At 64.1% G+C, this 13,168-nt stretch carries 9 protein-coding genes and 2 tRNA genes; 10 read left to right on the forward strand and 1 reads right to left on the reverse strand.

Annotation, left to right across the window (positions count from 1 at the left end; genetic code table 11):
- The first annotated feature begins 119 nt into the window (after positions 1–119).
- From hemN to BDD21_RS12270, 10 genes are all read left to right on the forward strand, one after another.
- Positions 120–1,505 carry an oxygen-independent coproporphyrinogen III oxidase gene (gene hemN / locus BDD21_RS12225; RefSeq protein WP_120797404.1) on the forward strand — a complete coding sequence of 462 codons (1,386 nt, stop codon included), beginning with the start codon at positions 120–122 and terminating at the stop codon, positions 1,503–1,505.
- Between the two features lie 11 nt (positions 1,506–1,516).
- A complete protein-coding gene (locus BDD21_RS12230; RefSeq protein WP_170164745.1) occupies positions 1,517–3,091 on the forward strand; it encodes an AMP-binding protein in 1,575 nt (524 codons plus the stop codon).
- A gap of 170 nt (positions 3,092–3,261) precedes the next feature.
- On the forward strand, positions 3,262–4,566 hold the full coding sequence (gene tig, locus BDD21_RS12235; RefSeq protein ID WP_425470242.1) for a trigger factor: 1,305 nt from the start codon (positions 3,262–3,264) through the stop codon (positions 4,564–4,566).
- A gap of 124 nt (positions 4,567–4,690) precedes the next feature.
- Positions 4,691–5,335 (forward strand): ATP-dependent Clp endopeptidase proteolytic subunit ClpP, encoded by a 645-nt coding sequence (gene clpP, locus BDD21_RS12240; protein ID WP_120797405.1) that lies wholly within the window; start codon positions 4,691–4,693, stop codon positions 5,333–5,335.
- Positions 5,336–5,537: 202 nt separating this feature from the next.
- Complete coding sequence (gene clpX, locus BDD21_RS12245; RefSeq protein WP_120797406.1) at positions 5,538–6,812, forward strand: ATP-dependent Clp protease ATP-binding subunit ClpX; 1,275 nt, start codon at positions 5,538–5,540, stop codon at positions 6,810–6,812.
- Between the two features lie 194 nt (positions 6,813–7,006).
- Positions 7,007–9,466: an endopeptidase La gene (gene lon / locus BDD21_RS12250; protein ID WP_120797407.1), complete on the forward strand. Its 2,460-nt coding sequence runs from the start codon at positions 7,007–7,009 to the stop codon at positions 9,464–9,466.
- Between the two features lie 235 nt (positions 9,467–9,701).
- Positions 9,702–9,974: an HU family DNA-binding protein gene (locus BDD21_RS12255; protein ID WP_093027006.1), complete on the forward strand. Its 273-nt coding sequence runs from the start codon at positions 9,702–9,704 to the stop codon at positions 9,972–9,974.
- Between the two features lie 13 nt (positions 9,975–9,987).
- Positions 9,988–10,063 (forward strand) — tRNA-Val (locus BDD21_RS12260).
- A gap of 40 nt (positions 10,064–10,103) precedes the next feature.
- Positions 10,104–10,180 (forward strand) — tRNA-Asp (locus BDD21_RS12265).
- An 89-nt stretch (positions 10,181–10,269) separates the two neighbouring features.
- Positions 10,270–12,192 carry a SurA N-terminal domain-containing protein gene (locus BDD21_RS12270; RefSeq protein WP_120797408.1) on the forward strand — a complete coding sequence of 641 codons (1,923 nt, stop codon included), beginning with the start codon at positions 10,270–10,272 and terminating at the stop codon, positions 12,190–12,192.
- A gap of 94 nt (positions 12,193–12,286) precedes the next feature.
- Here BDD21_RS12270 and BDD21_RS12275 read toward each other — a convergent pair whose 3' ends face one another.
- A complete protein-coding gene (locus BDD21_RS12275) occupies positions 12,287–13,063 on the reverse strand; it encodes an enoyl-ACP reductase FabI (RefSeq protein WP_120797409.1) in 777 nt (258 codons plus the stop codon).
- Between the last annotated feature and the right edge of the window lie 105 nt (positions 13,064–13,168).

The raw sequence follows: 13,168 nt of genomic DNA on the forward strand, positions 1-13,168 counted from the left end.
ACAGATCAACGAGACGCACCGTCGCGGCCTCGGTGTCGGCGGGGATGATGCCTGAGACAGGCGCTACGAACATGGCCGAGCGGGCGTCGCTGCCGACCCCGCGGCCGGAGGGTTGAACGGTGGAACAAGGTATTTCATTCGATCTGGATCTGATCCGTCGCTACGATCAAAGCGGCCCTCGGTATACCTCGTATCCGACCGCGGTGGAGTTCGACGAATCCTTCGACGCCGCGGCCTATCGCGCGGCCTGCGAGCGCAGCAATCACAGCGGTCGTCCGCTCTCGCTCTATTTCCACATCCCCTTCTGCGATACCGTCTGCTTCTATTGCGCCTGCAATAAGATCGCGACCAAAGACCGCTCCTTGGCCCCGCCCTACCTGGAGCGCGTCTACAAGGAGCTCGCCCTGCAGTCCGAGCTCTTCGACAAGTCTCGCGTCGTGGAGCAGCTGCATTGGGGCGGCGGCACGCCGACCTTCCTCAGTCACGCTCAGATGACCGAGCTGATGGACACGACGCGTCGGCACTTCAACCTGGCCGGGGACGACGTCGGCGAGTACTCGATCGAGATCGATCCGCGCGAGGCCGATGCCGCCGGTGTTGCGCTGCTGCGCCGTCTGGGATTCAACCGGATGAGTCTGGGCGTGCAGGACTTCGACCCGCGCGTCCAGCAGGCGGTGAACCGCATCCAGACCGAGGCCGAGACCATGGCGGTGCTCGAGGCGGCCCGCTCGGAGGGTTTCCGCTCGATCAGCATCGATCTCATCTACGGCCTGCCGTTTCAGACACCCGAGAGCTTCGCCCGCACCCTCGAGCGCATCATCGCGGTCGATCCGGAACGCTTGTCGGTCTTCAACTACGCGCATCTGCCCGAGCGCTTCAAGCCGCAACGGCGGATCAACGAGGCCGATCTGCCCGCACCCGAGGCGAAGCTGGACATCCTCCAGTCGACGATCGAGCGCCTGACCGAGGCCGGTTATGTCTATATCGGCATGGATCATTTCGCGCGCCCCGACGACGAGCTGGCCCGTGCGCAGCAGGCCGGCACCCTCTATCGCAACTTCCAGGGCTACTCCACCCACGCAGACTGTGATCTGATCGGGATCGGGGTGACCTCCATCGGCAAGATCGACAACACCTACGGCCAGAATCGGCGAGGGCTGGAAGAGTATTACGCGGATCTCGATGCCGGACGCCTGCCGGTGTTCCGCGGCATCGAGCTGACCCGCGACGATCTGATCCGGCGCGACATGATCACCCGTCTGATCTGTCATTTCGAGCTGGACATCCCGTCCGCCGAGGCCGCTTGGGATATCCGCTTCGACGACTATTTCGCCGATGCGCTCATGAAGCTGCGCGACATGGCCGGAGACGGGCTGCTGGAGGTCGATGCGCAGAAGATCCGCATCCTCCCGCGCGGGCGACTCTTGGTGCGCAACATCTGCATGGCCTTCGACGCCTATCTGGCCACCAAGACGGGGCCGATCGGTTTCTCGAAGGTGATCTGACGGCAACCTCTATGGTGAGTAGGATCGTCTCGCCCGACATCCCTGCGCGGTTTCGGGCGACGGCGGCACGATTCGGCGAGTCGATCGGCGTCTGCTCCGATCAGGGTGATTGGAGCTACGCCGCGCTCGATCGGGCCTCCGACGGGGTGGCCGGTGCGCTGGCCGCAGCCGGTATCCGGGAGGGCGACCGGCTGGGCTTGCTCTGCGGCAACGGTGCCGACTTCGTCATCGCCTATCTCGGTGCGCTCAAGGCCGGCGGCACGCTCGTGCCGCTCAATCTCCTGCTCAACCCCAAGGAGATGGCCTACATCCTCGCCGATAGCGGGGCGGTCGGGCTCATCCATCACGAGGGGTTCGATGCCGCCGCAGCCGCCGCGCTCGACGGCCCGACCGACGTCGGCGTGCGGGTGCGGGTGCGGGTGCGGATCGGGGCGACTCCGTCGGCCGATCCGGCGATGCTGGATTTCGCCGCCATGATGCGCAGCGTGGAGCCCGCACCGGTCCGAGCGCGCGATCCGCAGCATGCGACCGCCGCGATCCTCTACACCTCCGGCACGACCGGCCGCCCCAAGGGCGCCATGCTGTCCCACGCCAATCTGATCGCGAACGCCGACGGCGTCGCACAGGCGCTCGGACTCTCACCGGCCGACCGCATCCTGGTCGTGCTGCCGATGTTTCACGCCTTCGCCGCGACCGTCGGTGTGCTGACGCCGTTGCTGCATGGGCTCGGGATCGTGCCTGTGCCCAAGTTCGATCCGGGGGCGATCTCCACGGCGATCGGTCGTCATGGTGCCAGCGTCTTTCTCGGGGTGCCGAGCCTTTACGGCGTGCTGCTTCGGCTCGATGCCGAGGTGCTCGCGCACTGGCGCGGCGTGCGGGTCTGCGTGAGCGGAGGCGCGGCCATGCCCGCTGCGCTCATGACGGCGTTTCAGGAGCGTTTCGGGATCCCGATCCTCGAAGGCGACGGGCCGACCGAATGCGGCCCCGTGACCTGCGTGAATCCGATCGCAGGCGTGCGCAAGCCCGGCTCGATCGGGTTGCCGATCCCCACGGTCGAGACCCGAATCCTCGACTCCGAGGGCCGCGAGGTGGCGGACGGGATCTACGGCGAGGTCTGTGTCCGCGGCCCGAGCGTGATGCAGGGGTATCACAACCAGCCCGAGGCGACCCGCGAGAGTTTCTTCGGCGATTGGTTTCGCACCGGGGACCTCGGCTATCGCGATGCGGACGGCTATCTCTACCTGGTCGACCGCATCAAGGACCTCATCATCACCAACGGCATGAACGTCTATCCGCGGGTGATCGAGGAGGCGCTGTATGCGCACCCGGAGGTCGCGGAGGCGGCGGTCGTGGGCGATCCGGATGCACGGCACGGCGAGATCCCGGTCGCCCATGTGGTTCTGCGCACCGGCTCGTCGGCAACCGAGGCGAGCCTGCGTGCCTGGTGCCGGGAACACTTGGGGCGGCACGAGGTGCCGCGCCGTCTGATCATCCGCGATGCCTTGCCCAAGAACGCGGCGGGTAAGATCCTCAAGCGCGAGCTGCGCCGCTCCGGCGAGCAGGAGCGGGGTGTCGGCCCGGCGTGAGCGCCCGGGGCATCCGGGGGCATCCGAGGGGCATCGGGGCATCCGATAGCGTTCGCCACGGCCGGCTCGTGCGCTATACTGGACAGCTTTTATGCGGTTTGGGCGTCTCTGCCCGATCCAAGATTCAACAACCTACGGACCCTCTCGGCGAGGGGGCCGAGCGGAGAGACATGATGCAGGTTTCGGTGGAGACGGGCGAGGGGCTGGAGCGACGGATGAAGATCGATCTGCCTTTCGAGCAGATCGCGGCCGAGGTGGAGAAGCGTTTGCAGAAGCTCGGTCGCAACGCACGCTTGCCCGGATTCCGGCCGGGCAAGGTCCCCATGAAGGTGCTGCGTCAACGCTATGGCGATGCCGTGCACCAAGAGGTCTTCGGCGAACTCGTCGAGTCCAGCTTCTCCGAGGCGCTCCTGCAGGAATCGCTGCGTCCGGCGGGGATGCCGCGCATCGAGCCGGAGATCGATCCGGTCGAGCAGCGTTTCGGCTACACGGCGATCTTCGAGGTCTTGCCGCAGGTGGAGGTTGTATCCCTGGCCGGGCGCGTCGTGAAGGCCCCGGTCGCCGAGATCACCGAAGAAGACATCGATGCGATGGTCGAGCGGCTGCGTCGGCAGCACGCGACCCGGCAACCGGTGGAGCGAGCAGCCGCGACGGGCGATCTTCTGACCATCTCCTTCGTCGGAACCCTCGACGGCGAGCCTTTCGAAGGCGGCTCCGCCTCCGGGGTCAAGCTCGAGCTGGGCACGGGTCGCATGATTCCGGGGTTCGAGGACGGCTTGATCGGCGCCTCGGCCGGCGAGCAGCGCACGCTCGATCTCGTGTTTCCCGATCCCTATCAGGCCGAGCATCTTGCCGGCAAGCCGGTCCGTTTCGAGGTGACCGTCGACGCGGTGGAGGAGTCCGTTCTGCCCGAGGTCGATGCGACCTTCATCGAGGCGTTCGGCGTCGCCGACGGAGATATCGCGCGTTTTCGCGCTGACGTGCGTCAAAACATGCAGCGGGAGATGAAACAGCGGCTCGACGCCCGCACAAAGGATGCAGTGATGGACCTGCTCCTCGAGGCCCACGAGATCGTACTTCCCGGCGTCTTGATTCAGGAGGAGATCCGCGCGATGAAGGCGCAGATGCTCGAGACACTCGGCTCCGCGGACGTGGCGCTTCCGGATGGGCTGTTCGACGAAGCCGCGAAGCGACGTGTCGCGCTCGGACTCATCATCGGCGAGATCGTGAAGCAGCAAGGGCTTCGCCCCGATGCGCAGCGAGTACGCGCGGCGGTCGAGGAGAACGCCTCGACCTACGAGCATCCGCAGGCGGTTGTCGATTATTTCTACTCCGATCCCAAGCACCTTGCCTCGGTCGAGAGCCTCGTGCTTGAGGGGCACGTCGTCGATTGGGTGTTGGAACAGGTCGAGGTCGAGGAAGATCCGCAGACCTTCGCCACCTTGTCCGAGTCTGGCCCGCGTCCGGGCGTTTGACGGCAGCGGATATGACGTCCGGTATCCGTGCGCCGGTCAGGCGCACATCCGCGCGCGGCAAGCGTCCGCGGGCGGATGGCGGATTTCTTCATTCTGAACGCGAATCAAGGCGATGAAACATCCTATGAGCTATTCTTCGAGCCGTTCGGATTGGCAGCCCTCCGGCCTGGGGCTGGTGCCCATCGTCGTGGAGCAGACGGCGCGCGGCGAGCGCTCCTTCGACATCTACTCCCGGCTCCTCAAGGAGCGCGTCATCTTCCTGGTGGGTCCGGTCGAGGACCACATGGCAAACCTGGTGGTGGCGCAACTGCTGTTCCTGGAGTCGGAGAACCCCGACAAGGACATCCACCTCTACATCAACTCGCCGGGCGGCTCCGTGACGGCGGGCCTGGCGATCTACGACACCATGCGGTTCGTCAGGCCCGACGTCAGCACCATGTGCATCGGTCAGGCGGCCAGCATGGGCGCCTTGCTGCTGGCGGGCGGTGCAGCGGGCAAGCGCGTCTGCTTGCCTCATTCGCGCATGATGATCCATCAGCCCCTGGGCGGGTTCCAGGGCCAGGCGACGGATATCGATATCCATGCGCGCGAGATTCTGTATATTCGCGATCGACTCAATCAAATCCTCGCCCATCACACGGGCCAGCCGATCGAGAAGATCGCGGACGATACCGAGCGTGACCGCTTCATGAGCGGCGAGGAAGCCGTGGCATACGGATTGATCGACAAGGTCATCGACGAGCGCGGTCCTGCGCCGACGAAGGCCTGATTGCGACGTCCCGCGCAGGTCGCGCATATCCGTCTTCGGATCGCCGCTCTGCGCCGGATACCGCCGATCGCATGCGATCCCGTGGTGACGGGCGGGAATCGTCACCATCTTGCCATCCAACAGCAAACCGTTATGATTCAGTTTGCGCCTTCAGGGAGCCATTTATCCTGAAACCAACCGACCGCACGGAGACTCGACCGCGATGAGTGGAAATAGCCACGGCAAGAGCGACGACGGGAAACTACTCTACTGCTCGTTCTGCGGCAAGAGTCAACACGAGGTCCGCAAGCTGATTGCCGGCCCGTCCGTTTTCATCTGCGACGAGTGCGTCGAGCTCTGCAACGACATCATTCGCGAGGAGATGCAGGACGGCGTCGGCGAGGCAACCAACAACCTTCCCAAGCCGCGCGAGATCAATGCGCGGCTCGACGAGTTCGTGATCGGCCAAGAGCAGGCCAAGAAGGTCCTCTCGGTCGCGGTCTACAACCATTACAAGCGTCTCGAGGTCGCCGAGGCCAAGGAAGACATCGAGATCGCCAAGAGCAACATCCTCCTGATCGGCCCCACCGGGTCGGGCAAGACGCTGCTGGCGGAGACCCTTGCACGCCTACTGAACGTGCCCTTCACGATCGCCGATGCGACGACCCTGACCGAGGCCGGCTATGTCGGCGAGGACGTCGAGAACATCATCCAGAAGCTGCTTCAGAAATGCGATTACGACGTCGAGAAGGCACAGACCGGCATCGTCTATATCGACGAGATCGATAAGATCTCGCGGAAATCGGACAATCCATCGATTACCCGTGATGTCTCCGGCGAGGGCGTCCAGCAAGCCTTGCTCAAGCTGATCGAAGGCACCGTCGCCTCGGTTCCGCCGCAGGGCGGGCGCAAGCATCCTCAGCAAGAGTTCCTGCAGGTCGATACCTCCAACATTCTTTTCATCGTCGGCGGCGCCTTCGCGGGCCTGGACAAGGTGATTCAAAACCGCTCGCGTAAGACCGGGATCGGCTTCGCGGCCGAGGTCCACAGCCAAGACGACCGACGTCAGATCGGCGAGCTCTTCAGCGCGGTCGAGCCCGAGGATCTCATCCGGTACGGACTGATCCCCGAGTTCGTCGGCCGACTCCCGGTGATGGCAACCTTGGAGGAGCTCGACGAGCCGGCGCTGATGCGCATCCTCACCGAGCCCAAACATGCCTTGGTCAAGCAGTATCAGCGTCTCTTCGAGATGGAGGGCGTGGAGCTCGAGCTTCGCGAGGACGCCCTGCACGGGATCTCGCGCAAGGCCATGGAGCGAAAGACCGGGGCCCGCGGACTGCGAACCATCATGGAGCAGGTGCTCCTGGACACCATGTACGATCTTCCGTCCATGGATCATGTCGGCAAGGTCGTGATCGATGCATCGGTGATCTCGGGCGAGAACAAGCCGTTTCTGATCTACGAAGGTCTGGAAAAGCAGGCTGTCGCGGCCGACTGAACCACGCTCGTCTCCCTCGTGTCCCGCAGTCGTTGCGGGCACCGACTGCACCGGGTTTCTGTTGAAGTCGGCTCGGCGCGCCCTGATCCTTACCGCAGACCCTTACTTCACCGACGCACCGAGCCGACGCGCGCTCGCGAGCCGGCGGCAAACCTCGCCGGCTCGGGTCGTCCACTTCACGAGAACGGATCCACATGGCGCACCACGATTCAGTATCCAACTCGGCATCCGGCACCTTTCAGGAGGTTCCGGTTCTTCCTTTGCGGGACGTCGTCGTTTATCCGCATATGGTGATTCCGCTGTTTGTCGGCCGGGATAAATCGATTCGTGCGCTCGACGCCGCGATGGCGAGCGACAAGCAGATCCTGCTGATCGCCCAGAAGAGTGCCGATGTCGACGATCCGGGCGTGAAGGATCTTCACGAGATCGGCACCCTGGCCAACATCCTGCAGCTGCTCAAGCTCCCCGACGGGACCGTGAAGGTCTTGGTCGAGGGCAATCAGCGGGCACGTATCGACCGTTTCCTCACCACGGAAAGCTCCTTTTCGGCCAACATCGAGCCGATGGACGAGACCCTGGAGGTCGACGAGCGTGAGCAGGAAGTGCTCATGCGCTCGGCGGTCACGCTGTTCGATCAGTACGTGAAGCTCAACAAGAAGGTGCCGCCGGAGGTGCTGACCTCGCTGTCGAGCATCGACGAAGCCGGTCGCCTCGCGGACACCATGGCCGCGCACATGTCGTTGAAGCTCGATGAAAAGCAGCGTGTTCTGGAGATGATCGATATCCAGGCACGCCTCGAGCACCTGATGGGTCTGATGGAGTCCGAAAACGACATCCTTCAGATGGAGAAGCGCATCCGCGGGCGTGTGAAGCGCCAGATGGAGAAGAATCAGCGCGAGTATTATCTCAACGAGCAGATGAAGGCGATCCAAAAGGAGCTCGGCGAACTCGAGGATGCGCCCAACGAGATCGAAGATCTGGCCAAGCGGATCGAGGCGGCCGGGATGCCGCGCGAGGCCAAGAACAAGGCGCAAGGCGAGCTGAACAAGCTCAAGCTGATGTCGCCGATGTCGGCAGAGGCGACAGTCGTTCGCAACTATATCGATACCCTGGTCGCGGTGCCTTGGAAAAAACGTACGCGCATCCGCAACGACATCAAGGTCGCCGAGGCGGTCCTGGACAAGGACCACTACGGTCTGGAGCGCGTCAAGGAACGCATCCTCGAGTATCTCGCCGTCCAGCAGCGGGTGCGTAAGCTCAAAGGCCCCATCCTCTGTTTGGTCGGCCCGCCCGGCGTGGGCAAGACCTCGCTCGGCCAATCCATCGCGCGGGCGACCAACCGTCAGTTCGTGCGCATGTCGCTCGGCGGTGTTCGCGACGAGGCCGAGATTCGCGGCCATCGTCGGACTTACATCGGTGCGCTGCCCGGCAAGATCATCCAAAATCTCTCCAAGGCCGGCTCGCGCAACGCCTTCTTCCTGCTCGACGAGATCGACAAGATGGCGATGGACTTCCGTGGCGACCCCGCCTCGGCGCTCCTCGAGGTCTTGGATCCGGAGCAGAATCACACCTTCAACGATCATTACCTGGAGGTCGACTTCGACCTGTCCGAGGTGATGTTCGTCGGGACCGCGAACACGTTGAACATCCCGCCGGCGCTCCTCGACCGCATGGAGGTGATCCGTCTCTCGGGCTATACCGAGGACGAGAAGGTCGCGATCGCCGAGCGCTATCTGCTCCCCAAGCAGATGAAGAACAACGGTCTGAAGGACGGCGAGGTGTTGATTCGCGAGAGCGCGTTGCGCGACATTATTCGTCATTACACGCGCGAGGCCGGTGTGCGCAGTCTCGAGCGCGAGATCTCCAAGATCTGCCGCAAGGTCGTCAAAGAGGTGCTGCTCAAGAAACGCGACACGGCCACGACGGTCAGCGCTAAGAACCTTGAAAAGTACCTGGGCGTGCAGCGTTTCCGATACGGCCGCGCCGACGAGCACGACCAAGTCGGCCAGGTCACCGGTCTGGCCTGGACGGAGGTCGGCGGCGAGCTGCTTCGGATCGAGTCGGCCTTGGTCCCCGGCAAGGGAAAGTTCACCTACACGGGGCAGCTGGGCGACGTGATGCAGGAGTCCATCCAGGCCGCGATGACCGTGGTGCGATCGCGCGCCGACGCACTCGGGGTTCCTCCGGACTTCCACAACACGCTCGACGTGCATATCCACGTGCCCGAGGGGGCGACCCCGAAGGACGGTCCGAGTGCCGGCGTGGCGATGTGCACCGCACTGGTGTCCGCCTTGACGAAGATCCCGGTGAAGGCAAGCGTCGCCATGACCGGCGAGATCACCCTGCGCGGGGAGGTGTTGCCGATCGGCGGGCTGAAGGAGAAGCTCCTCGCGGCGCATCGGGGCGGCATCGAGACGGTGATCATTCCGCTCGAGAACGAGCGGGATCTCACCGAGATCCCGAAGAACATCAAGCAGCATTTGCAGATCCATCCGGTGCGCTGGATCGATGAGGTTCTCGATATTGCGCTGACGCAACGCCCGGAGCGCATCGCGGCCGAGGCTGACGGAAGCGACCCGATCACGGTTGAAGAGGACAAGCGCGAAGCTCCCGCCGACCCTGTGCGCGATCAGACGGCTCGGCTCCATCATTGATGTCGACCGGGCCGGGTGCGGGCTGTTCTCGTTTCGTCTACAGATAGCCGTTTTATCGGCCCGAACATCAAAAAGCCGGTTGCCCTCGTCCGGACTCCGATTTAGCATGCAGCGCAGGTCGGTTGTGCCGCTGAGACGGTGTTACTGTCCCGCTCATCGGCCCGGAAGCCGGTTTCGGCTTCCTCAGCGTCGGGGCGCGTTTTGGCGCACAGTGAACGAATCAACAGGGGGAGCAATGAATAAGTCGGAACTCATCGAAAAAATGGCGGACGCTGCGGATATCTCGAAGGCTGCGGCGGGGAAGGCCTTGGATGCCTTCACCGATGGCGTCGCCGGTGCGCTCAAGGCGGGCGATACGGTCTCCCTGATCGGCTTCGGGACCTTCGCAGTGAAGGAGCGCGCCGCGCGCACCGGTCGCAACCCTCAGACGGGTGCGGCCATCGAGATCAAGGCGTCGAAGACACCTTCATTTAAGGCTGGCAAAGCCCTGAAGGACGCAGTACAATAGTCGTTCGTCTGAAGGGTGCTTAGCTCAGCTGGGAGAGCATCGCCCTTACAAGGCGAGGGTCGCAGGTTCGATCCCTGCAGCACCCACCAAGCCCTTAGGAACCAACGCGTTTCCGGGCCAAAGTTTTTCGGAGCGGTAGTTCAGTTGGTTAGAATACCGGCCTGTCACGCCGGGGGTCGCGGGTTCGAGCCCCGTCCGCTCCGCCATCACTGCCAGTCCGGGATACCGCCTTCGGTATCCCGGACTTCTCTCCCGGATCCATCCTCCACCGCCCCAATCAGCAGTTGAACGCCTCATGCTTCAAGCCATTCGGGAACGTGCCCAAGGCTGGCTCGCCTGGGTTATCGTCGGGTTCATCAGTATTCCATTCGCCCTTTGGGGTATCCAGTCTTACCTGGGTGTCGGGGGCGAGCCCGTCGTCGCAACGGTCAACGGGGTCGAAATCACCGACCGCGATCTGAGTCGGCGCGCTCAGCAGGCGCGAATCGAGCTGCGCGAGCGTCTCGGCGCCGCCTACGATCCGGCGCTCTTCGAGGAGGGGCGCCTGCGTGCCGAGGTCCTCGACGACATGATTCGGCAAACGCTGCTGCTGGATGTGTCCAACCGTATCGGTATGCGGGTGTCGGACGAAGAGGTGCGCATACAGATCCTCGCCGAGCCTGCCTTTCAGCGCGACGGCCGGTTCGACCGCGAATCCTACGAGCGATTGCTCCGTCTACAGGGGCTTTCTCCCGCGCAGTTCGAAGAGCAGTTGCGTCAGCAGTTGATCGGAAATCAGTTGTTGCGCGCCGTCGTGGGTAGCGAGCTCATCACGAGCCGGGAGCTCGACGATTATCGGCGGCTCTCCGGTCAGACCCGAGAACTCTCGTATGCCCTCATGCCCGCGGCGGATTTCCAAAGCGACGCGCCGATCGGCGAGGACGAGATCCAAGCCTTCTACGAGGCCAACGCGGCGCGTTTCCAAAGTCCGGAAATGGTCAAGTTGGATTATCTGGTGCTTGATGTCGCCGAGCTTGCGAAGGGTGCCGAGATTCGCGACGACGAGCTTCTGCGCGTCTACGAGCAGGATCAGTCACGCTTTGGTCAGCCCGAGCTGCGCAGCGTGCGTCATCTTCTCGTCACCGTTCCTCAAGATGCGGACGAGGCGTCGGCGCAGGCCGTCGAGGCGCAGGTGCAGGCCATTCGAGAGCGGATCCTCGCGGGCGAGGCGTTCGACGAGGTCGCGCGTGCCGAGTCTCAGGATCCCGGAAGTGCGAGCGAGGGCGGATCGCTCGGGACCATCGAGCAAGGCATTATGGATCCGGTGTTCGATATGGTTGCCTTCGCGCTGCCGGAGGGCGAGCTCAGCCAGCCTGTCCGTACGCGCTTTGGCTACCACCTCATCGAGGTCACCGAGATTATTCCGCCGGCCGTGAAGTCGTTTGAAGAGGTCAAGGAAGAGCTTCGTGCCGAGGTCTCGCGCCAGCGTGCCGAATCGCTCTTCTACGATCTCGGCGAGCGCCTCGCCAATGTTGCCTACGAAACCCCGGATAGCCTCGAGCCTGCGGCGGACGAGCTTGGCCTGACGCTCCAGCAAAGCGATTGGATCGGCCGCGCGGGCGGGGAAGGCGTGCTCGCGCATCCGCGCGTGACGGGCGCCGCGTTCAGCGACGAGGTTCTCGTGGGCCGCACCAACAGCGATCTGATCGAGCCCGAACGCGATGTCCTGCGCGCCGTCGTCCTGCGCGTTGCGGATCACCGTGTGGCGGCGGTGCGGCCGCTCGACGAGGTGCGGGACGAGATCGCCGAGGAGTTGCGTTCGGAGCGTGCACGCGAGTCGGCTCTGCAGGCCGCCGGCACGGCTGTGGAGCAGCTACGGCAAGGCGTGAACTGGTCCGAGGCGATGCCCTCTGCGGTCGTCGAGTCCCCGGGCGCAGTGGCTCGAGATCTTCAGAGCGTTCCGGCGCCGGTTCGGCAGTTGGCCTTTACCCTGCCTGCACCCGTCGAGGGTACGGCAAGCGTCGGCACGACGGTGCTGGAGAACGGTGACGTGGCGGTCATTCAAGTGACCGCAGTCAAGGATGGCGACACGACGCCGGCGGAAGGCCCTTCACCCGCATCCGAGGCCGAGATGCTTGCCCAACTGCTCGGACGTCACCTCTACGACGGCATGCTCGGCGACATGCAGTTGCGGGCCAAGGTGGAACGCAAGCCGATCAAGTTGACGTCCGACCTCTGACCTGACCTTCGATCCAGGCGTCGCCGGTCGGCCCGAACGGGGTAACTGCTCGGCGGGGCGACCGGCACAACTCTCCGGGCGCCCCGCCGCGACCTTAGCCCAATCCCAGGATGTGGTAGCCGGTATCGACGTACAGCACGTCTCCCGTGATGCCGCTCGCCAGATCCGAGCACAGGAAGGCGGCGGCATTTCCCACCTCCTCGATACTGACGTTGCGCCGCAACGGCGTGCGCTCCTCGACCTTCTTGAGCATATCGCGAAAATCCGAGATCCCGGCGGCGGCAAGCGTGCGGATGGGGCCGGCGGAGACGGCGTTCACGCGGGTCCCGTGCGGTCCGAGCGAAGCCGCGAGATAACGCATGTTCGCCTCGAGACTTGCCTTCGCGACACCCATGACGTTGTAGTTGGGAACGGCCCGCACGGCGCCGAGATAGGTCATGGTGACGAGCGCCCCGTTGCGTCCCTGCATCATCCCGCGGCCAGCCTTGGCCAGTGCCGCGAAGCTGTAGGAGCTGATGTCGTGAGCGGTCGCGAAGCCTTCGCGGGTGACCGCATCGACATAGTCGCCCTCGAGCTGCTCGCGCGGGGCGAAGGCCAGCGAGTGGACGATGCCGTCCAGGCCGTCCCAGCGCTCGGCAAGCGCGGCGAACAGGGCCTCGATGTCGCCGTCGCTGCCGACGTCGAGCGGAAAGGTCAGATCCGAGTCGCACTTGGCCGCCATGTCTTCGACGCGGGACTTGAGCTTGTCGTTCTGGTAGGTCAAGGCGATCTCGGCACCCTCGCGGTGCATGGCCTCGGCACAACCCCAGGCGATGGATCGGTTGCTGGCGACCCCGGTAACGAGGATCTTCTTTCCGCTTAGGAATCCCATATTTCGATATCTCTTGCGTTCAGTGGGCGTTCAGTGGGCCGCGCCGTGAGGCGTGCAGGTGGGTCGGGGCGGGAGCGGCTGCACCGGAGCAATCGCCCCTTGAAA

The sequence above is a fragment of the Thiocapsa rosea genome (assembly GCF_003634315.1).
Lineage (GTDB): Bacteria > Pseudomonadota > Gammaproteobacteria > Chromatiales > Chromatiaceae > Thiocapsa > Thiocapsa rosea.

Excerpts from the sequence above, each read along its gene's own strand:
- lon (WP_120797407.1), top strand. The coding sequence starts at position 7,007 with ATGGCGCACCACGATTCAGTATCCAACTCGGCATCCGGCACCTTTCAG.
- clpP (WP_120797405.1), top strand. The coding sequence starts at position 4,691 with ATGAGCTATTCTTCGAGCCGTTCGGATTGGCAGCCCTCCGGCCTGGGG.
- BDD21_RS12270 (WP_120797408.1), top strand. The coding sequence starts at position 10,270 with ATGCTTCAAGCCATTCGGGAACGTGCCCAAGGCTGGCTCGCCTGGGTT.
- tig (WP_425470242.1), top strand. The coding sequence starts at position 3,262 with ATGATGCAGGTTTCGGTGGAGACGGGCGAGGGGCTGGAGCGACGGATG.
- BDD21_RS12230 (WP_170164745.1), top strand. The coding sequence starts at position 1,517 with ATGGTGAGTAGGATCGTCTCGCCCGACATCCCTGCGCGGTTTCGGGCG.
- BDD21_RS12255 (WP_093027006.1), top strand. The coding sequence starts at position 9,702 with ATGAATAAGTCGGAACTCATCGAAAAAATGGCGGACGCTGCGGATATC.
- clpX (WP_120797406.1), top strand. The coding sequence starts at position 5,538 with ATGAGTGGAAATAGCCACGGCAAGAGCGACGACGGGAAACTACTCTAC.
- BDD21_RS12275 (WP_120797409.1), bottom strand. The coding sequence starts at position 13,063 with ATGGGATTCCTAAGCGGAAAGAAGATCCTCGTTACCGGGGTCGCCAGC.